Origin of the sequence: Lentisphaera profundi (genome assembly GCF_028728065.1) — a bacterium.
GTDB lineage: Bacteria > Verrucomicrobiota > Lentisphaeria > Lentisphaerales > Lentisphaeraceae > Lentisphaera > Lentisphaera profundi.
Genome location: NZ_CP117811.1, coordinates 1,560,073 through 1,586,703, shown reverse-complemented (window position 1 = coordinate 1,586,703; position 26,631 = coordinate 1,560,073). Strand labels below are relative to the sequence as shown.

General features: G+C 39.6%; 20 protein-coding genes and 1 tRNA gene. 15 read left to right on the top strand and 6 right to left on the bottom strand.

Translation table 11 applies throughout. The annotated features are described in order from the left end of the window. The first annotated feature begins 62 nt into the window (after positions 1-62). The 6 genes from PQO03_RS06235 to PQO03_RS06210 all read left to right on the top strand — a co-directional run bounded on the left by PQO03_RS06235 (position 63) and on the right by PQO03_RS06210 (position 6,050). Positions 63-440 carry a DUF423 domain-containing protein gene (locus PQO03_RS06235; protein WP_274148767.1) on the top strand — a complete coding sequence of 126 codons (378 nt, stop codon included), beginning with the start codon at positions 63-65 and terminating at the stop codon, positions 438-440. Positions 441-505: 65 nt separating this feature from the next. Then, positions 506-1,357 carry a formyltetrahydrofolate deformylase gene (gene purU / locus PQO03_RS06230; protein ID WP_274148765.1) on the top strand — a complete coding sequence of 284 codons (852 nt, stop codon included), beginning with the start codon at positions 506-508 and terminating at the stop codon, positions 1,355-1,357. Between the two features lie 368 nt (positions 1,358-1,725). After that, positions 1,726-3,042: a heme-binding protein gene (locus PQO03_RS06225; protein WP_274148764.1), complete on the top strand. Its 1,317-nt coding sequence runs from the start codon at positions 1,726-1,728 to the stop codon at positions 3,040-3,042. Positions 3,043-3,092: 50 nt separating this feature from the next. Next, on the top strand, positions 3,093-4,640 hold the full coding sequence (locus PQO03_RS06220; RefSeq protein WP_274148763.1) for a cryptochrome/photolyase family protein: 1,548 nt from the start codon (positions 3,093-3,095) through the stop codon (positions 4,638-4,640). Between the two features lie 112 nt (positions 4,641-4,752). Then, positions 4,753-5,286 (top strand): DUF3833 domain-containing protein, encoded by a 534-nt coding sequence (locus PQO03_RS06215; protein ID WP_274148761.1) that lies wholly within the window; start codon positions 4,753-4,755, stop codon positions 5,284-5,286. A gap of 143 nt (positions 5,287-5,429) precedes the next feature. After that, the gene (locus PQO03_RS06210; protein ID WP_274148760.1) at positions 5,430-6,050 is read left to right on the top strand and encodes a hypothetical protein; all 621 of its coding nucleotides are present in this window, start codon (positions 5,430-5,432) and stop codon (positions 6,048-6,050) included. Positions 6,051-6,130: 80 nt separating this feature from the next. On the opposite strand, the gene PQO03_RS06205 is transcribed toward PQO03_RS06210, so the two are convergent. Further along, a complete protein-coding gene (locus tag PQO03_RS06205) occupies positions 6,131-7,330 on the bottom strand; it encodes a hypothetical protein (protein ID WP_274148758.1) in 1,200 nt (399 codons plus the stop codon). Between the two features lie 273 nt (positions 7,331-7,603). Here PQO03_RS06205 and PQO03_RS06200 point away from each other — a divergent pair, with 273 nt between their 5' ends. Continuing rightward, positions 7,604-9,307: a protein adenylyltransferase SelO gene (locus tag PQO03_RS06200; protein WP_274148756.1), complete on the top strand. Its 1,704-nt coding sequence runs from the start codon at positions 7,604-7,606 to the stop codon at positions 9,305-9,307. Positions 9,308-9,759: 452 nt separating this feature from the next. Here the strand turns inward: PQO03_RS06200 and rlmF are convergent, their stop codons facing one another. Next, positions 9,760-10,746 (bottom strand): 23S rRNA (adenine(1618)-N(6))-methyltransferase RlmF, encoded by a 987-nt coding sequence (gene rlmF, locus PQO03_RS06195; protein ID WP_274148754.1) that lies wholly within the window; start codon positions 10,744-10,746, stop codon positions 9,760-9,762. A gap of 543 nt (positions 10,747-11,289) precedes the next feature. Then, the gene (locus tag PQO03_RS06190; RefSeq protein ID WP_274148752.1) at positions 11,290-12,093 is read right to left on the bottom strand and encodes a hypothetical protein; all 804 of its coding nucleotides are present in this window, start codon (positions 12,091-12,093) and stop codon (positions 11,290-11,292) included. A 418-nt stretch (positions 12,094-12,511) separates the two neighbouring features. Here PQO03_RS06190 and PQO03_RS06185 point away from each other — a divergent pair, with 418 nt between their 5' ends. The 6 genes from PQO03_RS06185 to PQO03_RS06160 all read left to right on the top strand — a co-directional run bounded on the left by PQO03_RS06185 (position 12,512) and on the right by PQO03_RS06160 (position 22,827). Then, on the top strand, positions 12,512-13,768 hold the full coding sequence (locus PQO03_RS06185) for a DUF1501 domain-containing protein (RefSeq protein WP_274148751.1): 1,257 nt from the start codon (positions 12,512-12,514) through the stop codon (positions 13,766-13,768). Next, positions 13,752-16,016 (top strand): hypothetical protein, encoded by a 2,265-nt coding sequence (locus PQO03_RS06180; protein WP_274148748.1) that lies wholly within the window; start codon positions 13,752-13,754, stop codon positions 16,014-16,016. The genes PQO03_RS06185 and PQO03_RS06180 overlap by 17 nt, the downstream gene beginning before the upstream one ends. Then, positions 16,013-18,457, top strand: coding sequence for a DUF1549 and DUF1553 domain-containing protein (locus PQO03_RS06175; protein WP_274148746.1), 2,445 nt, complete (start codon positions 16,013-16,015; stop codon positions 18,455-18,457). Before PQO03_RS06180 ends, PQO03_RS06175 begins: the two co-directional genes overlap by 4 nt. Beyond that, positions 18,447-20,150 (top strand): WD40 domain-containing protein, encoded by a 1,704-nt coding sequence (locus PQO03_RS06170; RefSeq protein WP_274148744.1) that lies wholly within the window; start codon positions 18,447-18,449, stop codon positions 20,148-20,150. Before PQO03_RS06175 ends, PQO03_RS06170 begins: the two co-directional genes overlap by 11 nt. 139 nt (positions 20,151-20,289) lie before the next feature. After that, a complete protein-coding gene (locus PQO03_RS06165; protein WP_274148742.1) occupies positions 20,290-22,005 on the top strand; it encodes a SulP family inorganic anion transporter in 1,716 nt (571 codons plus the stop codon). A 129-nt stretch (positions 22,006-22,134) separates the two neighbouring features. Beyond that, positions 22,135-22,827: a transposase gene (locus tag PQO03_RS06160; protein WP_274148740.1), complete on the top strand. Its 693-nt coding sequence runs from the start codon at positions 22,135-22,137 to the stop codon at positions 22,825-22,827. On the opposite strand, the gene PQO03_RS06155 is transcribed toward PQO03_RS06160, so the two are convergent. Further along, positions 22,824-23,489: a hypothetical protein gene (locus PQO03_RS06155; RefSeq protein ID WP_274148738.1), complete on the bottom strand. Its 666-nt coding sequence runs from the start codon at positions 23,487-23,489 to the stop codon at positions 22,824-22,826. The genes PQO03_RS06160 and PQO03_RS06155 overlap by 4 nt on opposite strands. Next, positions 23,486-24,073, bottom strand: coding sequence for an IMPACT family protein (locus PQO03_RS06150; RefSeq protein WP_274148736.1), 588 nt, complete (start codon positions 24,071-24,073; stop codon positions 23,486-23,488). Before PQO03_RS06150 ends, PQO03_RS06155 begins: the two co-directional genes overlap by 4 nt. A 194-nt stretch (positions 24,074-24,267) precedes the next feature. Here PQO03_RS06150 and PQO03_RS06145 point away from each other — a divergent pair. Next, positions 24,268-24,344, top strand: a tRNA-Pro gene (locus PQO03_RS06145). A gap of 101 nt (positions 24,345-24,445) precedes the next feature. Here the strand turns inward: PQO03_RS06145 and PQO03_RS06140 are convergent. Then, complete coding sequence (locus PQO03_RS06140; RefSeq protein WP_274148734.1) at positions 24,446-25,480, bottom strand: GntR family transcriptional regulator; 1,035 nt, start codon at positions 25,478-25,480, stop codon at positions 24,446-24,448. A gap of 209 nt (positions 25,481-25,689) precedes the next feature. Here PQO03_RS06140 and PQO03_RS06135 point away from each other — a divergent pair, with 209 nt between their 5' ends. After that, positions 25,690-26,319, top strand: coding sequence for an SGNH/GDSL hydrolase family protein (locus tag PQO03_RS06135; protein WP_274148733.1), 630 nt, complete (start codon positions 25,690-25,692; stop codon positions 26,317-26,319). Positions 26,320-26,631: the final 312 nt, after the last annotated feature.

Genomic DNA, 26,631 nt, shown 5'->3' with positions numbered 1-26,631 from the left:
GTATTGATTTTATCGAAAAATACAAGCTCTTAAACACGAAATAAAACCAATGAGATGACAAAATGAAAAATCTACAAGATCCACTGGCGCTGAGGATTGCATCAATTATGGGCTTTCTTTGCATACTGATTGGGGCTTTTGGCGCCCATGCATTAAAATTGGAACAGCCTCAGTTAGATTGGTTTGAGAAAGCCAATCGTTATCACATGTTCACTACTGGCCTGATGTTGTTTCTCGCTTTATATAAGCAAAGAAGCATTATGTATCTCAATTTATTTGGCTTTATCGTTTTCTCTGGAGGACTCTATGCCATGGCTCTAGGTGCACCACGTTTTTTAGGTGCTATCGTTCCCTTTGGTGGACTCGCAATGATGCTTTCCTATATTTTGCTATTTATTAAAGCCTGGCAAGCAAAAGACGGAAATGAGCTAAAAGAATAGGGCGATTAACTAGCCTCTTGCTGATTAAGGATTAAAGTTTAAGAATTAAAATTTTAGGAAATCTCATGTCTAGTGCCGTACTCAAAATTAGCTGTCCCGATCGCAAGGGAATTGTCGCCGAAGTTTGCCAAATATTAGCCGATTGTTCCGCTAATATTATTGATGCTCAACAGCATCGTGAAGATCTTGATAGCCAGTTCTTTATGTATGTTAAATTCGATTGTTCAGAGCTCAATTGTGAACGTGAACTTCTTGAAAATCGTTTAAAAGAAAAGTCGGAACTCATTGGTTTTAACTGGACTTTGAGTTTTAAAGATCAGAAAAAGCGCTTGGCGATTATGGTTTCAAAGTATGATCACTGCCTGTACGACCTCTTACTCAAGCACAAATATGGCGAGCTTGATGTGGATATTGCTTTAATTGTGAGTAATCATCCCGACTTAAAAGCGACTGCCGAGCACTTTGGTGTCCCTTATTTTCATATTCCTAGAAATAAAGATAATCGTGAACAAGCGGATCAAATCGCAGTTGATTTATTCAAAGAGCAAAAGATTGACTTCATTGCCATGGCACGTTACATGCAAATTTTGACGCCAATACTGATTCAGGCTTATCCCAATAAAATCATTAATGTTCATCATGGTTTTTTACCGGCTTTCAAGGGTGCTAAACCTTATCACCAAGCTTACGCCAAAGGTGTTAAACTCATTGGTTCAACCAGTCATTACGCCAATGAAGAACTCGATATGGGACCCATCATTGATCAAGTCACCGTTCGAGTCAGCCATGCTTATTCGGCGGATGATATGGTTCGCAAAGGTCGCGATATGGAAAATCGAGTTTTGACCAATGCAGTTAAAGCCCACGCGGCTGATCGCATTATTGTTTACAAGGGTAGAACGATAATTTTTTCTTAAGCCTAACTTAAGTCATGAGCACTTTTATCTAAAGGTTAATAATGTCGCATAATATATCTTATGTATAACTTAATGTCGGATCTTATGTAATCTGTACTATTGTCTTCTCGTTTCTAAGACTTTTTTAAATTTGCATATAAAGGTTCTTTCATAATGGCTCTAAATATTTCAGCTACTAGTAAATGCTGCTTTCAGCACATAGCCGATCATTTATCTTTAACTGAAGTTTTGTTATCATTAAAATTGTAAAAGTATTAGGTTTAACTAAAAAAGTGGTATAAGATCAAATATGAACGTTTTGAACGTTTTGTGTATTTAAGTCTTAACTACTGAACAAAAAAGCCTGTTTACAAAACAAGGATGGCCGCATGAAAAAATACTTCACTCTCATACTTAGTTTAATTCTATTGACTCAATTGAGTGCTTCATTAATGGGAGGAAGTCAACTAGCTAATATCGTCGATACTGCACAATCCGCTAAACAATTCAAAATTCTCATTGCAGCTCTCAAGCAAGCTGATTTAGCTGAGGTACTCAACAAACCAGGTCCCTTCACGGTTCTGGCACCAAATGATGAAGCCTTTGGAAAACTGCCTTTAGGTACAGTGGAAAGTTTATTGCAAGAAGACAACCGCGATAAGCTCATTGCAATTTTAAAGGCTCATGTCATCTCTGGATCATTAGATGCGCGTCAATTGGTCGCTAGTCAGAGCCTCATTAATCTACAAGGACAATCCATGCCTGTGACATTTAATAAGGGTCAACTCAATATTTCTGGAGTCAATCTCATTGCCACTGATATAAAGGCAAGTAATGGTGTGATCCATATTTTAGATACAGTTATTTTACCTACTGTAGAACTCAGTAATTCGCTTAAAATGCGCCAACTAATCGAATTCTCCATTGCTCAAGGTGTTCCCTTATTTAACAAGGGTGAACTCCAAGCCTGTGCAGCAATCTATGAACTTTGTGCCCAAAGCCTGAGTCATTTTAATTCAGATGATATCAGTAAAAATTTAGCAACTGAACTTACTCAGACTTTGGAAAAAGTGAGCCGTAGTGATGATGCAAGATCAAACGCTTGGTTATTGCGCAGTTCTTTAGACAAAGTTTATGCAGAATTAACTAATCCTATTCACCAGAGTTCTAAGCCCATAAAAAAGAGTCAATATGAATTCAAGGTTATTCTAGAGGCAGACCTACCCCGTGGATTCCCTGCTCCAGGTCCTTTAAACAAGCTCATAGTTAAGCAATATCCCGCTTACCGATCAGCCAAACTGCAGAGTTCAAAGGGTCAAAGTTTATCCTTCATGAAGCTCTTTGGACATATTAAGAATAATAAAATCTCAATGACTGCACCCGTAGAAATGCAGATCGATAAAACTACTGGCCAGCGACAGAGCATGGCTTTTCTTTATGGAGATAAAAATATCGGTACAGCAGGTCTGCTAAATTCTGGTGTCGCGGTAGTAGATGAAGTGGCCCAAGATTATGTGAGCATTGGTTTAAGTGGTCGTGAATCAAGTGAACTGATTAAAGATGCTATCGCTCAAATTGATGCTTGGCTCTTAGAGAACCCATCCTATACATCAGCTGGTGAAGTTCGCTTATTAGCTTATAATAGCCCTATGATCCCCGCTTCGAAACGTTTCTGGGAAGTTCAGCTCCCCATTAAAAAACAGTAGTTTCCAGATGACCGAAAATTTCTATCAGTACTGAACGGGTCCATTTAATAATGAAATCAATAAGACTTATATTTGGAGATCAGCTGAGCTTAAGCTTGGCGAGTCTAGAGAATTGTAACTACGAAAATGACCTCATTGTTATGATGGAGGTTAAACAAGAGGCCGATGCCCTGCCCCATCATAAAAGAAAGCTTCTTTTTCTATTTTCGGCAATGCGCCATTTTGAACAGGATCTAAAAAAACAAGGTTTCAAGACGCGTTATTATAAGTTAGATGATAGCGATAATCTGCAGAGTTTTCAAGATAATTTACGTTTTTTAATTGATCAAGGAAAATTTGATTGTCTGCATATTACCGAACTGGGTGAATACCGACTTCAGCAAGAAATTTTAACTTGGGAAGAGCAGCTCGAGATACCAGTGAAAATCTATTCCGATAAGCGTTTTTACTTGAGTAAAGATGAATTTGCCGATTACGCCAAGGATAAAAACAATCTACTGATGGAGAATTTTTATCGCTTCATGAGAAAAAATACCTCCTATCTCATGGAGCAAGGAAAGCCCCTAGGTGGGAAATGGAATTTTGATTCTAAAAACCGGAATCGCTACGACAGTAAGTACGCTATTCCACAGCGCCCTCTATTTCCTCCGGATGCAATTACCAAGGAAGTTATCACATTACTTGAAAAGTATTTTGACAATCGTTTTGGTTCGATTGATAATTTTCAAGAATGTATCAATCGTGAACAAGCCTTAGAGTGTTTGGAATTTTTTGCAGTGGAACTCATACCGCATTTTGGAACTTACCAAGATGCTATGGTTGATGGCGAAAAACTGCTTTTTCATAGCAGGATTTCCCATCTCATAAATTGTGGGTTGCTCACCTCAAGGGAAGTTTGTGAGCGAGTTTTAAAAATCCCTATTGATAATAATGAAATCCTCTACTCAATCGAAGGCTTCATTAGGCAAGTCATTGGTTGGAGGGAGTATATACGCGGTATTTATTGGCTCAAAATGCCCGATTATTTAGAAAGCAATCACTTCAATGCCAATAGGAGTTTACCTGACTTCTATTGGAGTGGGAAAACGCGAATGAACTGCGTCAGTAAAGTAGTCAAACAAACAATGGAAACAGCCTATTCTCATCATATACAACGACTCATGGTCACAGGTAACCTAGCCTTGCTTATGGGAATTAATCCCATACAGGTCCATGAATGGTACCTAGCCGTATACGATGATGCCTATGAGTGGGTGGAGCTCCCCAATACTTATGGTATGGCGCTCTATGCGGATGGTGGTTTATTAGCGACTAAACCCTATGCAGCAAGTGGGAACTACATAAATAAAATGTCCGATTTCTGCAAGAATTGTTCCTATAAAGTAAAAGAAAAGAGTGGTGAAGATGCTTGTCCATTCAATTATTTATATTGGTATTTTTTAGATAGAAATAAAGATAAATTAAAAAATAACCACCGTCTTTTTATGCCACTCAGAAATCTTGAGAAAATGTCTGCTGAGAAAAAACAACTCTTGATTGAAGATGCAGAAAAATTCATAGCGCAGAATTCCGCAGGTCCGAAATCTAAGTCGTATTAGAATCCAGTTAAAATCAAGTCAATCCTTAAGCACCGTCTCAGGCTCATTTAGAGGTAAAGTCTCGTTATTAAATTTCAATATTCAAATACTTATTCTTTAGGAGATAGTACACATGAAACTCGTTAAATCATTCTTAATTATCCTTATAGCTATTTTATTGATAAGCTGTTCCAGTTCATCTAAACTACAGGCTTATAAAAACTCTGAACCCAAACTAGACTTACAAGAATATTTTACCGGACCCATAAAAGCTTGGGGTATAGTGCAGGACCGTAGTGGGAAGGTTATTCGGCGCTTTGATGTAAGTATGATCGGCTCTTGGCAAGGAAATGTCGGTACGCTCAAAGAAGACTTTATCTATTATGACGGCGAAACTCAGCAACGTACTTGGACAATAACTAAGATTGACAACAAACAATATCTAGCAAGTGCAAGCGATATACTAGGGGATGCTGAAGCCACTGTGGAAGGTAATGCTATGCGCTGGGTCTATGAAATGGATCTGCCAGTCAGTGATACAACTTACAGAATCAAATTCGATGATTGGATGTTTCTGATGAATGATGGCGTCTTAATCAATCGCTCCTATTTAAAAAAGTTTGGTTTCACCGTAGCCGAATTAACTCTATTTATGCAAAAACAATGAGTAACTAAGCACCATTAGGAACTCATAGTAGACCTAAATAAAAACCTCATATTTTCAAGTCGCTATTTTATAGAGACTTGAATTAATTGACGAAAGTATATCTATTTGCTGAGTAGATAATTTTAAATTAAAGTAGATGAGAAATGATTAGATTTTTTGTAATTATATTTGTTCTTTTTTCCATGTATAAAGTCACAACTGGATTTAGTAAACGTGCCAAGTCTACCGAGCCGACAAGCAAAAAATTGACTTTAGTAATGGATTCAGGTGAAAATATTAAAGGTGAAATCACTTCTATAGATGGCAATCTTGTTGAAATAAAAAGCGAGAAAGATCAAAAAATCCTAGTCCTGACCAAGGACCAATTATCAAGAGATTCTCATTTCAAAGTATCTGAAATGGGAGAGTTTACTTCTTCTACTTTTGAAAATTCGCTATATGAAAAGTTAAAACCCCGATTAACACTTGAGCTTCACTACACCAAAGAAGACCTTATTCCCAATAGTTCTAAAAATTGTGTCAGTTCCGCATGTAAGTTAAAACCTGCTGACTTGCGCATTAATCGTTTAAAGAACTTACTCCACAAGATGGGTATAAAATGCAAAACACTCAGAATTGATGAGTTAAATAAAAACTCTAAATACTCACCTTACATTTCTTATCGCGAGCAGATAAATAACAGTCTTTCCGAGGCTGAAATAAAAAAATTCATTGCTAAAACTTACCTCTATCATTCAAAAAAGAAGCAACTTGCAACAAAGTGATGACTCCAAGTATTCTTATAGTTCGCTTGCTAAGGATCTTTAAGACCTAGTCAATTATCCAAGCAAGCGAAGCATGAGCTTTATTTCTTGACTTCTCGTTTACCATAGGTCTGCCAAGCTTTGGCAAAGGATTCACTTGGAAACCAGTTAGCCGTCGATTTATCACCTTTAAAGTCAGCGTAGGGTGCAATGATCAAATCTTGACGCCCGCCTTTCTCTAAATCGTATCTTGCACCGAGCCAGCCCTGCTCTATAACAACAGGTTTTAGCGTGCCATCTTCGTTTAAACGAAAATCCATTGCAGCTTTAAGAAAATCTCTAATAAAAATCCAAGTGGCATCTTGATCTGCAGGTCCATGCCCTACGCCACCTTCCATCATCACATTCATCGCCGCATTTTTTTCTTTACGCATCTGTGCAACGGTCTCATCTTGGCGAGCATTTAGCAGGTATTTATCAATCGTTCCACACATTACCATAGACGGTACTTTCTCGGTATTGGGAAACTGAAGGTAACCACTATAACCTGGATGAAATGCAACCCATGCAATAGTTCTTTGATGCCAATCACGGGGGAAACTCGCCGCAAATCCTGTTCCATTTGAATGACCGAAAGTCATGATTGGTGCAGTTGTTAATTCGGGGTGTCCAGATAATTCAGCTAATTTTTCAATATGTTCATTAATGAGTTCTACATTATTGATCCCGCGCTTAATGGGATCACCATTCATTCCCACAAGTGCCAGCTGCTCATCTTCGGCAAACTGTTTCAAAATGGGTTTGCTTATATCTCCCATGCCATGCATGGAAATATAGAGTGCCGCTCGAATTTTCTTTACCGATTCAGGAATATAAATATAAAAGTCGGCTTCTCTTCCCGTTCTTTTTCCAATAATAGAATTTGTAGGATCCATATCTGTTCTGAAACCGAGTAAACTACTATCCACGGCTTCAGGTGATAGCTTTACTTCAAGTGGCTTAGCAAAGAAGCTCATTGAGCGTATTCTAATACTTTGGGCGACATGCCCTGCCCGCTCTATTTTTAAACTTGCAATGAAATTTCTTTTCTTAGATGCGAGTGGTTTATCAAGACTAAATTTAAGAGTAAACTCACCATTGGCATTAGAATATGTTTCAATCTTGAGTGGCGACAAAGTGACTTTTGCCTCATTTAGCCAATTATCATCCGTATCCATAATCTTACCAGACAATATATAATCTTCTGCCGATAGTATGCCTTGCGTCATTAATAAGCTACAAAGAAGTAAGAACTTATACATAAAATTTTCCCGATTTTTGTTTTCATTATTAGCTATAACACATAAGTAATCAAAGATTGGACAGCTAAGCGTCCTTTTTTCTGCATTGTGTCGTGGGCTACTAGCGAAGTATTCTTTCATTGCATCTCAGATAAGCTTATCTCAATAATTAAAATGGGAACGTAGCGACTAAACTTATTGAACTTGTTGAGCGAAGATATAAGTTCACAAAATAAAAATTAGCCGATAAATATAGCATTTAAATTCCACCATCAACTAGAGGTTTTAACCCGTATGACAGCTCCATCTAAGTCCTCAAATCAAGCACTCGTAAGTACTTTCGATGATTTTATTAACTTGGTAGATTATTCTTTGCTGGAGAATTTAAATGCCGACCCAGATGCTAAGCAAGATGGTGAAAATCACGACCCACGCCAAGTTTTCTCTGGTCATTTCGTACCCGTCACTCCCACGCCTCTGCCAGCACCAGAATATGTCAGTCATAGCAGTACTCTCTTTAATGAGCTAGGACTCAGCGATGAAATGGCCCTCAATAAAGAATTTAGTCAGATTTTTTCCGGTGATATGTCGGCCGCGCGTCCACCTATGCGCAACTTTGGCTGGGCAACGGGCTATGCACTCTCAATTTACGGCACAGAATACACCCAGCAATGTCCTTTTCGTACAGGTAATGGATATGGTGATGGACGAGCGATCTCTGTAATTGAAATAGTAGCAAATAATAAACGCTGGGAAATGCAATTAAAAGGTAGTGGACCTACACCTTACTGTCGTGGAGCTGATGGTCGTGCAGTCCTGCGCTCAAGTGTTAGAGAATTTCTCGCTCAAGAATATATGCATGCCCTAGGTGTACCCACGTCGCGATCGTTGACTTTATACGTATCAAAATCAGAAACCGTTACCCGACCTTGGTATTCCCAGGATTCAGCCACTGCTAATCCCGATATCCATGTTGAGAATCCGGTGGCTATTTCAACCCGTGTGGCCCCCTCATTTTTACGAGTTGGTCAACTAGAATTATTTGCCCGCCGTGCACGCAGTCATGCTCATCCAAACGCCTTAGAAGAATTGCGTATGATTGTTACGCATTTGATTGCAAGAGAATACAAAGAAGACATCGATCAAAAACTTGTTTTTGCTGATCAAGTCATTGAGTTAGCCAAACAATTTCGTAAGCGTCTTAGCGTATTGGTGTCCAATTGGCTTCGCGTTGGTTATTGCCAAGGCAATTTCAATAGTGATAACTGCTCCGCTGGTGGCTTTACACTCGACTATGGGCCATTTGGTTATTGTGAAATATTTGATCCTGAGTTCCAGCCTTGGACTGGTGGAGGAAATCACTTTGAATTCTTTAATCAACCCACTGCAGCAGAAAAGAATTTCCATATGTTTTGTTCTGCCCTGCGTCCTCTTCTGGAAGAAGATACCAAAGCGCTAGAAGAGCTCGATCAAGTAAGACATGACTTCCCAGCAGAAATGGAAAAACAAATTGAGAAAATGTGGGCAGACAAACTGGGGCTTACTAAAATTGAACCAGAATTATTTAATCAATTAGTGGTACTCATGATTAATACAAACGTGGATTACACCTTGTTTTTCCGTGAGTTATCACATATACCCGAAGATGTTTCAGCATTACGAAAGAGCTTCTATAGTAAAACATCTCCAGAACTTGATGAGCAATGGCAAACTTGGTTAAATACTTGGCGTAAGCTAGTAAGTTCTAGTGAGGACCTAAGTACCCTAACCAAGAAAATGAAACTAACTAACCCAAAATACACCTGGCGTGAATGGTTAGTAGTTCCAGCCTATGAACAAGCTGCACAGGGGGATTACTCCCTCGTCAAAGAGCTTCAACAAGTGCTCATCAATCCCTATGAAGAGCAATCACAAGAGGTGGAGGATAAGTTTTACCATTTAAGACCTAAAGAGTATTTCAATAGCGGCGGGATATCCCATTATAGCTGCTCATCGTAAATAGGACTTATCTTAAGGAGCCTAAGGGTGCAATCCGTCGGCGGGGGCTCTCATAATGAGTGGGAACTTAAGCAACATGCCGAAGGTATATAGTATGGTACCCACCGGATTTATCCGGTGGGTATTGTTAAAAAAATGATATTCATGCCGAAGGTAGGAAGGAAACTCTCTGCAGCGTACCTTCGGCACGCACGATGCTGTATTCAAATACCACGGACTGACGTCCATGGCTACATTCCTAAGATCTTCGAGCTCAAATATCCTTAAGTTTCCTACCATTACGGGGGCTGCCAACTCACCGAAGGCATTTATAACTTTTACATATATAGCGCGCTTTGCACTGAGTTTACGATACAGAGTTGACGGCTGATGACTGAGTTGACGCTCGGGCCGAGCGGAGGATTTTTTTTTGAACCGCCCGCGGAGGCATTTATATAGAGAATTAAGCAGTGTTAGCTGAATATCCACGCTAATATTCGGGTGATTTTGTTGCCCTGCTTCATTTCTAATTCTCGTATATCAATGGCACCAAGTCTGCGGATCAATTTTTTTGCAGGCTTAAGGTTATCCACTTTCGAAACGAGCGTAGTAAACCACCGGCATTGATTTGAAAAAACTTGACTTTCTTTGATTAATTTTTTCAGGAACATTAATTCACCACCCTTGCACCAAAGTTCGGCATCAAGACCACCGAAATTCAGCTTGGGAGATGTAGGTACTGATTTTTGCTTGGTTTCATTTTTAGCGGTAATCTGCTCACCGCGATTACGAGCAAGGTTATTGAGCTTGCGCTGATTAGCTTTGTTGGCTTCCTCTTGCGATGCATGAAAAGGGGGATTACATACACTGACATCAAATAATTCTCCGGGCTGAATAATACCATCAAAAATATGATTCTTATCTTTTTGTCTACGTAATGTAAAGCGATCTTTTAGCTTGGGATTCTTCGCAAGAATTGAGGCCACATTCTCAAGAGACTGAAGATTAATATCACTGCCAACACATTGCCAATCATAAATTTGACATGCCAATAGTGGGTATATACCATTTGCCCCCGTTCCGATATCGAGCAAGCTGATTTTGGAGGGATTATTAGCTGTTTTAGCATTTGACTTACCGAGTCCCAGTAAATCCGCAACGTAATGAATGTAGTCGGCTCTACCTGGGATGGGCGGACAAAGAGCTCCTTCTGGAATATCCCAATCGCTTATATCATAGAAGCTTTTCAAAAGCGAGCTATTGAGTGCTTTTACGGCCAATGGATCGGCAAATTCTATGGAAAGATTGCCGTGAGTATTTGTTTTTACATGTGACTCTAATGGAGGAAAACTTTTTATGAGCTCAGGAAAATCGTAATATTGGTCATGTCGGTTCCTAGGATGTAGGCCTTTGCTACTTGCTTTAGTGGGGCTCTTTTTACTTTGATGGGGTTTGCTCAAGGTAATATATCCGAAATTTAGAATTCAAAGTTGGCGGGTATTTGTATCGTTGGTGATTATAACCTTAATATGTGACATTACTCGCTTGACGGCTGACGCCTGAGTTGTCGCGCTTCGCGCTGAGATCGCTCATTTCATTCGCAGATAGATCGTTCGCCCTGCTCACTGGCAGATCGGGCAAAGCCCTGCAGAGCATTTGCAAGCAAACTGAAAGAACGCTGCGCTAAAAGAAGAAATAGCTTAAAGCACAGGTCATAAAGATAAGGCAGGTTTTAAGTGAAGGACAAAAAGCAGGCGAGACGCCCGCGCTCCCAGGGTTATCTACAGGAACTTTGTGCCGATCTTTCAGCGAGCCCAGAAAACGGTCTAAAAAGCAGGCGAGACGCCCGTGCTCCCAGGGTTATCTGCAGGAACTTTGTGCCGATCTTTCAGTGAGCCCAGAAAACGGTCTAAAAAGCAGGCGAGACGCCCGTGCTCCCAGGATTATCTGCAGGAACTTTGTGCCGATCTTTCAGCAAGGCGAGACGCCTGCTGTATCAGGTTTTATACGAGCGCTTTTAAATTTGCGATTTCCGCATCTCGCTCTGCAAGCATTAATTGAAGCTGCTCAATTTCTTTGCGAAAGGCCAACTCACGGGGGCTAAGAGCTTCAGAAGAAGTCTCAATTTCCTTTACCGACGCCTCATCTGCAATGGCTGACTCATGCTGATTGACTTGGACTGACTCAATCTGCACTTGAGAAACAAGTGATTCATTTTCATCATTAGCCGAATCTTGCAGGCTTTCGCTTGGTGAATCAACGGGTAAAGTCACATTGAGGACAGACATTTCTACGTCCGGTAAATCAACTTTATCTGCTTCTAAAGATTCTTGGAGTGCTTGAGCTCGCTTCTCTTCGGCCTCAACCTTTTTCTTTTCTATTTTTTTCTTTACTCTCACAACCGTTTTTTCAGGGACGCCAGTACGTGCAGCCACTGATTCATTAGGGGTGAATTCACCATTATTATCGAGATCTTCGATTACTAATTTTTCAGCTGTATAAAAACGAAATTTACAGAGTCGTGCGACCTTCGTCAAAAGACCATTATCACAGTCAACTCTATCCAGAAACTCGGTTTTTACCCAACGGCGACATTTGGGCTCTGCCATATAGGCTAAAAGTAAGTTAGTTTTTGATGTGTTGATTGCTGATGCGGAAGCATGGCAGGCCTCCCTAATCATCATTGCGGCTGACTCGATAGCCTCTAAGTTTAATTCAAGTGACTCTAAATCAAAATTATCTGAACATAGCTCTAACATCAGGGGTGTCGGGTCGATTGTGACCTCAGGAACAATAACATGACTCATAAGTGAAACGGCCTTAAAATGAAAGTTAAAAATAAAGGTCTAATATAATTGAGCTTTGCAAAACTGCCCATGAATCCACTCGAGTTTTGGAGGATTTTCTAAAATTTCACAAGTCGGTACTTTACGGCTGAAGCCTGAGTTTACGGCTGACTCAGTAAATCCTAAATATGTCAAGATTTTAATATCCAGGTGAACAGTTTTCATGGTGTTCTTGAAGTCAGAGCAAGGCTTGGGATCTATGTGATTCGAATTTATCTATAAGTCTTTTGTGGACGGTACTTTGAACGTAATCATGACTTATTGATTAACAAAACCATTTAAATTCTTCAAAAAAATTCAATTTTCCTCATGATTGTGTAAGAAAGCCGAATAGATTTACGTATATTAAGTAATTGATAAAGTAAACAAGGTAAAACTTATGTTAAATCGCAGGAATTTCCTCAAGAGCAGTGCTGTGATTGGCGGCGGTGCTTCACTACCTTTGTTTGGTTCAGAAAAAAATGGACCTCGGGCGAAATCAGTTATTCATATCTATTTACCTGGTGGACTTTCGGCACAAGAAAGTTTTGACCCAAAGCCCTACAACCCTTCTGAGTATCGTGGCCCCTACTCCACTATATCGACAAAGTTGACTGGCGAACGCTTTAGCGAAAACCTAAGAAAAACGGCTCAGATTGCCGATAAAATTTGCGTCATCCGCAGTATGACTCATGGCGAAGCCGCTCATGAACGCGGAACTCATAATATGTTAACAGGTTATAGGCCTAATCCGGCCGTTATCTATCCGAGTTTGGGTTCGATTACAGCTCATCAATTAGGCTCACGAAATAACCTGCCTCCTTATATTTGTATTCCCAAAGCCTTTAATGAATTTTCAGGGCGCGGTTTTTTAAGTAGCGCTTATTCCCCCTTCTCTACTGGTGGGGACCCTTCTCAAAGCAATTTTAAAGTTCAAAACCTACAACGCCATGGGAAGCTGAGTGAAGAGCGATTTGACCGTCGCAAAGCCATTCTTGCCGATATGAATAAGCATTCGAGTATTAATCACGAAGCGGCTATAGTTTCTGCCATGGAAGCTTTCAATGGTGAGTCCTATGATCTTATGAATTCTCCTAGTGCGGTTGCTGCCTTTGATTTGAGTAAAGAAAATAATAAGACCAAAGACTGGTATGGGCGTAATCAAACGGGACAGCGCATGCTCTTAGCACGTCGTTTGGTTGAAGCTGGATCACGTTATGTTGCATTAACTGCAGGTGGCTGGGATCATCATGATAACATTCGTGATGGTATTCGTAAAAGTTTACCTCCCTTGGATCAGGCTTTTGCGGCACTGATTAAAGATCTAGATCAACGCGGCTTACTCGATTCAACTTTAGTTATCTTAAATTCTGAGTTTGGTCGTACACCAAAAATCAATAAAACTGGCGGCCGTGATCATTATCCGAAAGTCTTTAGTATGGTAATGGCCGGTGGTGGTATTAAGCGCGGTCTCATTCACGGAAAATCAGATACAACTTCAAGTATGGTGGAAGAGAAGCCCGTTCATGTTGCGGACTACGCAAGAACAGTTTATACCCTCATGGGCATAGACCCCGACAAAGCCATCATGTCCCCTGGAGATCGACCTGTACGCCTCGTTTATGGAGGTCAAGTCATCAATGATATCCTGGCGTAATCTTCTAGTTTTAGTCCTATTGATTCAACAGGCTCTTTTTGCTTTAGTAGAAATTAAATCATTTTTCCCCGCAGGTGCTCAACAGGGTTCACAAGTGGATCTAGTTATGGACGGAAGTAACTTAGGGCTGGCACGCAAAATACTTTTTTATAAAGAAGGTATTAGTCTAGAGAAAATGACTCTAGAAAAAAAGAAATTACTCTTGAGTTTTAAAGTTTCAGCTGATGCAGAAAGAGGAGCTCATCCTTTCCGTATTATTGGTGATGATGGCTTAAGTAACCTTCGTTATTTCCATGTGGCAGCTTTCCCCGAGGTCAATAAAACGGCTAATATATTTAGCTTTGAAAAAGCCCAAAAAATCACGGTGCCTTGTACCGTCAATGCCAAATTAAATGGACGGCAATTTGATTATTACCAAATGGATCTAAAAAAAGGTCAAGCCTTCTGTGCATCATTAACTTGTATGGATTTAGCTTTGAGCTTTGTCGATTGTCAGTTAGAACTTTTAGATAAAGATAAAAAACGCCTGGCTTTTAGTGACGATTCCCTACTATTGAAGCAAGACCCGCTAATCAATCATACAGCGCCCTACACGGGAACTTATTATTTACGTGTTAATGACTTCCGATTTAGTGGTGGCAACTACCGCCTACATGTAGCTGATAGCCTGAATGCCTTACAAATATTTCCTGCTGGTGGCTTAGCCAAACAAAAGCTAGAGATTTTTTACGATGATCAAACAAGTCACAATCGAGAGCTTATTATTTCGGGTCGCGAGGGTATAAACCAGATTTTTATTGATACTCAATCAGTACATGCCCTTCCCTATCATTATTCAGCACACAAGAATTTTTTCGATCAAGAGAAAGGCCATGAACGGAAAGATGCAACGGCCTGTGAAAGTATCCCCTTAGCCTTTAATGGTCGCTTGGACCAAGCAAAGGATATGGATTGGTTTAGTTTTATCAGCCCCAAAGATGGCTCGATAGAAATCCAAGTCTTAGCCAGAGAATTACGCTCACCGATCGATGCTCTACTGGAGCTTTATGATAGCAAAGGCAAAATGATTAAACGCCAAGATGATAGTGGCTCACTCGATCCTAAAATATTGACCAAAGTTAAAAAAGATACGACTTACTTTGTGAAAATCCGCGATTTTACCAAGGCCTCTAGTCTGCGCTCAGTTTATAGAATCCTCATTGATTATCAAAAGCCACAACTTTCATTGAGTATAACACCCTCAAAACAACGGACTCACCAGGGCCAATTACTCAATATATCTCCAGCTAGTCACCAATTGATTACTTTTAATCTAAAAAGAGAAAGTGCTGATTCCCCGATTGATTACCAATTTAATAACTTGCCGAAAGGACTCACTTATAAAGTTTTAAATCACCCCGAAAAAAGTGATAAAATTCCCATTTTATTCACTTTGGAAAAAGGTACCAAACTTGGAGCTCATCGCATTTCAGCTAAACTCAGTAATGAAGAATCTAAACTGGGCAACTATAGCGAAAATCTGATCATGCTAATGGGACCAAATAACAAAGAATACCGTTACTATAAAAGTGAGCAACTAGCCCTATCCACTACCATCCCTGCACCCTTTCGTATCGAGCTCGTAAAAAATCCAGCACCGATGCCTCGCTTTGGTAGCCATACAACAAAAATTCGCGTTCATCGCAATGAAGGCTTTAAAAAAGAAATTGTGATTAAAGCTAAATCCGTATTACCCGGCTTATCAATGAAGGATCAAATCAAAATACCTGCAGATAAAAATGAGATGGATTACAGTATACAGGCTTCATCTAGTACCCCTCTAGGTAAATGGCCCTTTATTTTTAATGCCAGTACAAGTATTGATGGTAAAGTTTTCACCCTAAGTTCTGATCCACACGAAATTGAAATTACAGAACATTACTTTGATTTAAAAATGCTTCAGTATACATTAAATCGTGGTCAAGAACGTGAAATCACTGTTGATATCAAGACTCTCAAAACTCCACAGTTCCCTATTAAAGCAAGTTTATTAGGTCTTCCCGGTGGGATTAGTTCTACTCCCATCGAACTAAATAAACTCGACGAAAAAATAACATTCAAAATAGCGGCCACAGATAGTGCCAGCTTCGGTTATCATCGTAATTCCTATGTCCGTTTCGAATTCCAAGATAAAGGCTATAAACTCAATCAAAATATACGTTGTAATGGAACCATCTATGTTCCCAAGCCCAAAAAGAAAAAACCATGAGATACTTTTTCATCATATCTATTTTATTTTTTGTTTCTAATCTATTTGCCGAAGATTTAATTAAGCAAAGTCGAAGCAGCGTGAGCGATTCGATCACGGAATTCAGAGTGTTACCCTTGAAAATATCTTTGGATCATCAAGATGATTTTCAACATATTATTGCTCAGGGAATTCGCAGTGATTTAAGCACGCTAGATCTCAGTAAAAAAATCGAAGTCGTGATTAGTGATAAAGCGATTTGTAGCTTTGAAAATGGACAATTCAAAGGACTAAAAAAGGGGAAGACTGAAGTTCTCGTAAGTTTTAAAGATAAACAAGAGAAACTCGTCGTTGAAGTTAAAAATGATCAAGTAAAAGAAAGTACGAGTTTTGCCTTAGATATCATCCCTATTTTCACGGGAGCCGGTTGTAATAGCGGAGGCTGTCACGGAGCCTCTCGTGGACAAGAGAAATTCCATCTATCTCTTTTTGGTTATGACCCTCAAGGGGATTTTAAACGTATAAAATATGACTTATCTGGGAGGCGTTTAAACCTGGCCGTCCCCGCAGATAGCTTACTTTTACAAAAAGCTGTAAAAACCGTACCTCATACAGGAGGAGAATTATTTAAACAGGATTCTTTTCATTACAAAACAATCTTAGCTTGGTTAAGTGCAGGTGCTCCTGCAGATGAAAAAGACCTAAAAAAAGCCGTGACTCTAGAAATATTTCCAAAACAATCGGTTTTATTCAGTGGTGATAAACAAAAGATTTCGGTGCGCGTTAAGTATTCAGATGGCAGTGACCGCGACGTCACATCGCTCTGTGCATTTTTTACTAGTGATTCTAATTCTGCCGAAGTAAAAAATAAGGACCATATACAAACGAAAACACCCGGCGAAGCTCACCTCATGGTTCGCTATGGAACACTCAACGCCTTGAGTAGCTGTATCGTCATTCCCTTAGAAAAACAAGACTTTGTTCCCATAGAAGAAAAAAATTATGTCGATCGTTTAAATAATCAGAAGTGGAAACGTCTGCGTATGCAGCCCAATACATTATGTAGTGACGAGGTTTTCATTCGCCGCATTTACTTAGATCTCTGTGGACGACTTCCTCAAGAGGATGAACTCGATTCCTTTATCAAGGATAAAAATAAAGACAAGCGTGACTTACTTGTAGATAAATTGGCCATAAGTAGTGAATTCATGGATCTTTGGGCCATGAAATTAAGTGAGTTATTGCAGATCCGTACAGATAATAATTATGATCTCAAAAACGTCATTCTCTATTCACAGTGGATTCGTGATCAGTTTCACCAAGGGAAAAAGTATGATGAAATTATCTATCAATTACTCACTGCTTCAGGGGATAGTTTTGCGAATCCCGCAGCTAATTTTTATCAGATTCAGAAAGATAATAAAATAATCAGTGAAAATGTGGCCCAGGTTTTCATGGGTATACGTTTGCAGTGTTCGCAGTGCCATAACCATCCTTTTGATCGCTGGACAATGGACGACTATTATTCTTACGCTTCTTTCTTTGCCCAGGTCGGCCGTAAAAACGCGGAAGATCCTCGTGCCCAAATCATCTATGATAAGAATTCGGGTGATATAAAACACCCTGTATATAAGAAGGGTCTTGAACCTAAATATTTAGGAGGGGAGCAAGTTAAGGAAATCAAAGAAGATCGCCGTGAACTCTTAGCTCAATGGCTGACGGACAAAAAGAACCCCTATTTTGCCTCTGCCTTGGCAAATCGTATGTGGGAGCATTTCTTTGCACGTGGGATCATTCAACCCGTTGATGATCGCCGCCTGAGTAATCCTGCGGCAAATCCCGAATTGCTCGAAGCTCTGAGTCAGAAATTTATTGATTATGACTTTGATTTGATCCGTTTAGCAAAAGACATCTGTAAATCGAATACTTATAGCCTTTCCAGTGAGAGTTTAGATTCTAAGGGCAATCTGGAGAAATACTTTGCTCGTGCCCCTATTCGTCGTATTCGTGCTGAAGTCTTGCTTAATTCAATTAGCCAAATAACTGAAACTAAGGATTATTTTTCCAATAGTCACCTCAGTAGCAAGGCAACGCAATTATTGGTGAATAATTCGGGCAGTACTTTCCTGAGTACTTTTGGTCGGGTGAATCGCAAAAGTCCGACGATTTCTTGTGAAAGTATAACGGAACCCAACTTAGCTCAATCACTTGAATTACTTAATGGCAATGTGATTAACGGAAAGATTAATGGGAGCCTCTTTATCAATCGAGCGATTAGTGAAAAATGGAGCCCTGAAAAATACATTAATACCACTTACCGTAGAGCTCTTTGTCGCGATGCTAATGAACAGGAAATGAAGCAATTAAAGTCTGTTTATGAAAACCCGGAGAACCCTCGCGAAGTTCATCAAGATATCCTTTGGGCTATACTCAACTCACAGGAGTTCATCTTTGTTCGCTAAAGCTCAGCTGATTATCGGTATCTGGCTTTTTTGTTCTTTGCCTTTGCTAGCGGAAAAAATCACTTACGACGATCATGTAAGATCCATTTTCAAAGCCGATTGTAGTGAATGCCACAACGCGAATAAGGCTAAAGGAGGCTTAAATCTAAGCACTTATGCACAGGCAATGGAAGGTTCTTCCGCGGGCCCTATTCTCGAATCTAGTAGCGTAGATAACTCCGTTCTTTTTGAATGTATCACCAGCAATGATAGTGATATTCGCATGCCTCCCAAGGGCGCCCGCATGAGTAAAGCAGATGTTAAAATGATTAAGCAATGGATCTTGGGTGGCTTATTGGAAAACCGAAGTAGCAGCAAGAAAAAAATCTTTGTTAAAAATGATGCCTTTAAAGCTGAGACTAAAAAAGGCGAAGTGATTATACCAGAGCAGCTGAGCCTGCTTCCTTGGCATTATTATAAGCAGGCAGGTCCTATAAAGAACTTAGTTAAAAGTCCTTTTTCACCATTAATGGCTCTATCTATGTATAAACAAATAGCCCTTTATAATAGTGAGACATTGACTTTAATTGGCTACCTAGATTTTCCCGAAGGAACTATTAATGATTTGAGTTTTAGTGAGGATGGTCGCTACCTATTAGCTGCGGGTGGCCATGTGGGCAATGAAGGAATGGCGGTTATTTGGGATATCAAAACAGGCCGTAGAATTTTTCAACTTGAGCACAAGGACATGGATATTCACGTGGCTCACATGAGTCCCGATATGAAACTTCTTGCTTTGGGATCCAATGATAAAAAAGTGAAGATTTTCAGTATGCAAAATAAGCAAATCTTGCTAGAAGAAAAAGCTCATTCCGAATGGGTATCTGCCTTGCGTTTTAGCCCCGATGGAAAATTCCTTGTTAGCGGAGATCGCAATGGGCAAATTATTGTTTGGGATAGCAAGGAACTCTCGATGCTCCATACCCTGTACAAGCACAAAGGCATGATCAATGCGCTTGCCTGGCGTCCCGATTCAAAAGTTTTTGTGAGTGCGAGTGAGGATTCGAGTATATTGTTTTTTGATCCAATAAAAGGCAATGAATTAAAAAGTATTAAGTCACATAAAAATGGCGTTAGCAGTTTATTTTATGATCAAAAAGGCCAACTCTGTAGTACGGGAAATGATAAAACCGTGCGTGTTTTTGACTCTAATTATAAACAAGTGAGGTCACAGGTCTTTACTAAGAGTGCGCCTCTGTTAAATGCACTGATGAATGATGAGCATATTTTAGCGACTAATTACAAGGGCAATATCTTACTTAAAAGAAATGATGAAAAAGAGATAGAGTTCATTTCTATTCAGCCCCAAAACCTAAAAAAACTTAAAGAAACAAAGAAAGCTCATGCCTCGATCAGTATTGAGGTCGAACAGCTCAATAAGAAACGTCATTTAGAAATGTTAAAACAATTTAATTTGAGTGAAGATATTCAGCAGCTTAAACTCGAACAGCTCTACTTGCTCGATGAAATTGAAGAAGCCGTAAAAATGAAACTGGACCCCATAAGTAAAAATCGCCTCTATACAAAAAATGCTCAATTTTTCAAAGAATCGAAAAAAATAAATGATTTGATCATGGAAAGTCAAAAGAAACAATTGCAGTTAAAAGATGCCATGGAGAAAACTAAATCTACTGTACTCAATGTCTCAAAATAGCACGATCATTGCATGCAATAAAACTTGACGAAAGCTTCTTCACTTATACTTTAGCAGAAAGTTTAATTATTGACTATTGAACTTATAAATTAGAATTATCTAGTATCATAATTTAAACTGTCTAATCCAAATTTATGTTATGCTAAAAAAACTATTTCCATTTCTCGACTGGTTTCCCATAAAAACTATAGATCTGAAAGACGATCTTGTGGCAGGTATTACGGTAGCCTTACTACTTGTTCCCCAATCGATGGCCTATGCCGAACTTGCGGGTCTACCTGTTCGCTATGGTCTATATGCAGCTATTATTCCAGTGGCACTCATGGCTTTATTTGGAAAGATGGCACAGATTTCAGGCGGCCCTACGGCGATGACGGGAATTATCACTGCTTCTGTTTTATTCCCCTTGGTTCAAGATATTCCTCCCGAGTTGCGCGAAGCTCGCTATATAGAACTCGCCATATTACTGTCACTTACTGTGGGGGTCTGTCGCTTGCTCATGGGGGTTTTTAAACTCTCGAGTTTAGTTAACTTACTTTCCCACCCCGTTATAGCGGGCTTCACAAATGCCGCCGCCATTGTCATTGCACTATCTCAACTTCCCAAGCTTCTTGGTATTAGCGGTATTAGTATCCAACAAGAGTTCATGGGCTTAATCAAAAGTTTAGCGAGCTTCGCAAACAACCTTGATCAGATACATCCCCTCAGTGCTATTACGGGTGTCATTTCTTTACTCGGGCTTGTCTACCTCAAGAAAATTTATCGAAAAGTCCCCTGGCCTTTAATTATCGTTGCCGGCTCCTGTTTTGTTTTTTGGAAATTCGGAATCCAAGATGAAGCTTTAATTGTGGGTGAAATCCCCAATTCCTTTCCTTCCTTAAGCTTTCCTAAGAATAGCCAAGGTGAATGGTTAGATACAATTATTTTGCTCATTCCTGCCTCCATTATGATTACTTTGATTGGCTTTGTCGAAACGGTCTCGATTTCAAAAGCCATTAGTTTTAAAACTCGTCAGCCGATGAATTTAGATCAAGAACTTATTGGTCAAGGAATTGGTTCCATTGCTGGCGCTTTTGCTCAGGCTTACCCCGTGGGATCGTCCTTTACCCGCTCGGCACTGAATTTAGTGAGTGGTGCAAGAACAGGCATGAGCAATATATTTGCCGTACTTTCAGTTATCTTTGTGCTCCTTTTTTTGACTCCCGCACTCTATTATTTACCCAAGGCAACTTTGGCGGCACTTATTATCAGTTCGACGTTTGGGCTCATTGATTTTGAACCCATCAGAGTCTCGTGGCGAGTGATGCGTCGTGAAGGCTTAGTGGCAATCTTTACTTTTGTCGCCACCCTTTGCTTTGCTCCTTCTATTATGGATGGCTTCTTGTGGGGCGCGGGGATTTCTATTGCTGCCTATCTATATAGAACAATGAAACCACGTATCGATATCTATGATTGGAGTGAGAGCTGCCCATCAGACTTACGCACACGCTCCTTGCATATTGCAGCCCTACGCTTTCGCTGCGCCATATTTTTCGCTAGTGTCGAAGCCTTTGAGGAGGCTATTATTACTTGTCTTGCTCAAAGTAAGAATGTCAAATTCATGCTGATTGAAGCTCAATCAATTAATCGTATTGATGCCTCTGGTGAATGGGGCCTAAGAAATTTAGTGAATCAACTCAAGAGTCATAATGTAGAATTAGTCTTTGCTGCTCTGCCTGCGGAAGCTAAAGAAATGATGAACAAGACTCAACTCGATCAACTTATTGGAGAAGAAAACTTCTATCCCGATACGACTTCAGCCATTCATGCACTACATGAACGCATCAACGGCCGTAACCTCGAGTATATGATTTAGTGTTGCCTGTCTTAGGTATTAAACATAAGTGCGCAGCACTCAATTCGCCTGGTCAAGGAATAGGTGTTGTCACACGGACGATTATAAAGATATGAGTCTTGTAAATATATAGAATATTAGAAAGGGTTTATGAACCGACGAATGGAATTTGAGAATGATGAAGCTTGGCATAATCGTGGATATTTACCTCACTATGACCAAGCTAATAAGTATCAAATGATTACTTATCGCTTAGCTGATTCTCTGCCAAAAGATGTTTTAGCTGGGTTCGCGGGCGGCTCGCCCGCAAATAAGCTTAGCCCTATTCCTGATTCTTCGTCAATAGACGAAATTAAAAAACGTAAACTTGTCGAAAAATATTTAGATCAAGGCTATGGAGCCTGCTATTTAGAGATACCCGAAGTGGCTCAGTTAGTTGTAGAAAACTGGTTTCATTTCGATGGTGAACGTTATGATTTAATTGCTTATGTAATTATGCCGAATCACGTCCACTTATTGATTAAGACTTATGCAAATTATACTTTAAAAGATGTAATACATTCATGGAAGAGTTTTACCGCTCATAAGATCATAAAGTTTTTGGATAGAAATGCGGGCGAGCCGCCCGCGAGCCCAGGGAATGAAAAAGTTGAAACTAGTATTGGAAAGTCACTAGAACTCCCCAAGAAAATATGGATGGAGGATTACTGGGATCGGTTCATTAGAGATGAAAGACATTTCTGCTCAGTGATCAGCTACATTGTGCAAAACCCTGTGAAAGCTAACTTGGTGAAAGATAGCAAAGAATGGTTATGGACTTACATCAATCACAACAAAAACTAGCCTTCCGTTTTAGGCTTACACAGCACTTCAATCATCAAGACATAAAAGCAAGCAATGATATTGGATATGGGAACTTGTAAGGGTGTCGGCATCGAATAAATAACTGAGCATGCAGGAATCCAAACAAGCCAATTAGAGACGAGTACCGTGGGGATCCTCACTTTAAAGAGTTCATTATTGAGCCCTGCTTTCCAATGCCTAAAAGAAAAGTTGGCATCTTTCCATACATAGACAATGACGATACAGGGAACTGCGTAGAGCGCACTAAAGACAAATTGGTCGAATAAGACTTTTTTGATAATAATACTGATATCGCTTCCGGTATTAAAAAGTTCCGCTTGTAGCGAGTAAAAATATTCAATTTCGGTTCCTTTCCAAAACCAAAACACCATCATAAAGAGCAAGACATTAAAATTGAATTTCACTCGTTTGCTCAAGCTAAGAATGAGATAAGGAATGATGCCAGCTGCTAAAGTGGTTGAGAGACCTGAAAATAGATAGCGGTTTTGTTCTTTGAGCTCAGTTAAACTCACTAAGCTCTCTTGTACACTAAGAGAATTATAATAAGAGAAAACTAAAATCAAAGCAAAGGCTTGTAAGACTAAGCCAGGCTTCATATTCTGTTTCAATGCATTCTTACATTCTCGAATTAATCGACTCATGCGCGAAGTTCCTTAAGAGTGATTTGACCTCTTGTCATTTGTTTGAGCTCATTTTGAAAAGATTCCAACAATTGATTATCCAAAGTGAAGCTCCAATTGATACCACTTGCTAGGTATGTTTCTTCCATACTTTCTGGTGGGTAAGTTTTAAAGAGGTGATGAACCTGTGCCGACAAATCAAAGCCACTTGTGAATTCATAAGATTTAAAATGGCGAATCTCAATAAGTTCACCTGCTTTTAAGCAACTAGAAGCACTGCCACCATAAGCTCGACAAAGTCCTCCAGTACCTAACTTAATTCCTCCGAACCAGCGTATGACTAGAATCGCGACATTAGTCAAATCGGCATACTCAATAGCCGCCAAAATGGGCTTGCCCGCAGTGCCGGAAGGCTCGCCATCATCATTGAAGCGATAATCATTACCCACTTTAAAAGCCCAACAATTATGTCTTGCGGAAGCAATACTCTGACTTGAGAAAAAATCCGTTGCTTGCTTTATGCTTTGAACCGGAAGTGCATGAGCAATAAAACGGCTTTTTTTGACTTCTAAGCTAAATTCACAGGCTTCTTTCAGGGTATACAAATATCTGTCTCGTTTAAATTTCGACCACAATAGAATACAGTCAATTGAATTCAAGGTACTCATAACAAAGAGCTTGTACAAAGAAGTCCTTTTGAAGATGAGCATATTCAATTTCTCGAAAATTAGTTTTACTCCAAAAACTCTAAACCTTTGATTGACTCATGCTAAAAAGACGTTATTCTCTAAGCACAAAACGGAACGTAGCGCAGTCTGGTAGCGCACATGTCTGGGGGACATGATGTCGCAGGTTCAAATCCTGTCGTTCCGACCATTTACTAAAAAGCACTTACAGAAATGTAAGTGCTTTTTTTTGCTTAAAAGGTTTCAAAACTCAATAAAGATGCCTGATCATTAATAAAAGCATTATAAATTTTATTCGCCGCAGGACTTGCCGATGATGAGCTTGGCTTTGTAATTTTGGGTCTTGTAATCTTCGCCTCGCCAGGATGATACAATTCTTTTGATACTTTCTTCCGCTATGGCGTAGGGGTCATTTTCCAGCATGGTCAATTCAACAGGGCTTACAATTGGACTGTTCTTATTAGCGTGACTCAAAAGGTAGAGATCATTGGGGAATTTTTTCCCCATCTCATAAAGAAACAAAATAATGTTGCGCGTCAAGTTATCGTCTAAAGATAAAATGGCATCGTAGTCTTCTGACTGCAACTTAGCCTGCAGTTTATCACGAAGTTCAGACTCACGGCCAATGGCGTTACTTGCGGCTTCAAGGTCAATTTGAATATCCGATGAAAAATCTTCTAAAATAGCTTTTGTACATTCTTGAGTAGCTTTAGTTACTGAACTATTCTCAATGACGAGGATTTTTTTACATGAGCGTGCTACTAGGTAGGAAAGACCTCGATAAGGTATGGTATCTTGCATCACTAAATCAGTCGACAAACTATAAGTATAAGTCGGTATAGATTTCTTTAAATCCAGCCCATTATTCCATTTTAAAACGGCTCTTATACGACCATTATCAGCTAGAGCTTCGATGTCGCGTTTCGTTTTTTCGATATTCTGATTATTGATAATCGTATAGGTAACTTCTGCATCATAATTTTGCGCAATTTTGTTCATTGCCGCACAGACTAAACGCATGTAGCCGAAGTTTCTCTGAGTCAGGAACTCTTCATCCATGACAACACAAATAGTATTACTCTTTACATGTGGTGAAATAAAAGTCCCCATTCCAGGCGCCCTATCCAAATACCCACGGGCTGATAGTTCTTCAAAGCTTTGCTGGATAACTTTTCGACCTACGCCCATTTTCTTGGCTAATTCATCAGTAGAGGGGAGTTTGTCACCGGGAAGAACTCCGCCACAACGCAATTGGTCTTCAAACCAATCAACCACCTGTTTGTACATGGGCTGATTGCCCTGCTTCTTCAAAGTCGTAATTTTCATAGATATACCTTTCATGGGTAGTTATAATCAGTTATTAAAATAAGGGGAAGTTTATATTCAGCAAGTGAAGCTGCCTCTATTTAAGGAGATTTTAACACTTACAACACTTGATTGGAAGGTTTCTTAGGTTAATTTAGGTTATAAATATTTTACTTTAAAAACCAGTGCACTATCAGCAGTTAGTGACACTAAACAAATAAGGAAACACTATGCCCAAAAAAGGTTCAATAATACTCTTTCAAGGCGACTCTATAACGGATTGCCATCGCAATAAAGAAAATCCCGCTCACAACGAACAACTTGGCATGGGCTATGCCAATCTTTTAGCTGGGGAACTTCTAGCAAATGAACCACAGAACAATTATAAGATATTTAATCGCGGTGTTTCTGGCCATCGTGTTGTAGATCTCTACGCTCGTTGGAAACGCGATTGCCTAAACTTAAAGCCCGATGTACTTAGCCTTCTTATTGGCATCAACGATATTTGGCATGAATTTAGTAATCAAAATGGCGTAGATGCTAAACGCTTTAATCAATTTTATCGCATGTTATTGGATTGGACTAAAGAAAAAAATCCAGACATTAAATTTATTCTTTGTGAACCCTTTGCCCTCCCCTGCGGTCACATTACTGACGAATGGTTCGAAGTATTGGACCAACGCCGTGCTATCGTCAAACAAATTGCCGAAGATTACCAAACTGTTTTCGTCCCCTTTCAAACAATCTTTAATGAAGCTATGAAAAAGGCCCCTGCAAATTATTGGGCGCCCGATGGGGTTCACCCTTCTATCGCCGGTCACAAGATCATGGCAGAGGCCTGGTTGAAGGCGTTTAATTAAACATCTACGAAAGTTTATCAATTGCTAGTCCTGGAAGTTAAATAGAATTTCACCTCCGATCGCCGTGAGGCTATTGCTAAGCTCAGTGTTTTATATCCAGAAGTCTTGAAAACAGAAGATCTTACTAAGCATAGCAATAAGCCTTTAACTACGACCGATTGCTGTAAATCTAGCTCAACCCTCCACTTATGATACTTCAGTTATATTAGGTTAATATATAGACGATTAACAAAAATTAAAGTTTCTTTATGTTTGACTTTTTATGCTATTTTTCTGCGAAATGAATTTGATATAGCTACTTATAAAGGTTAC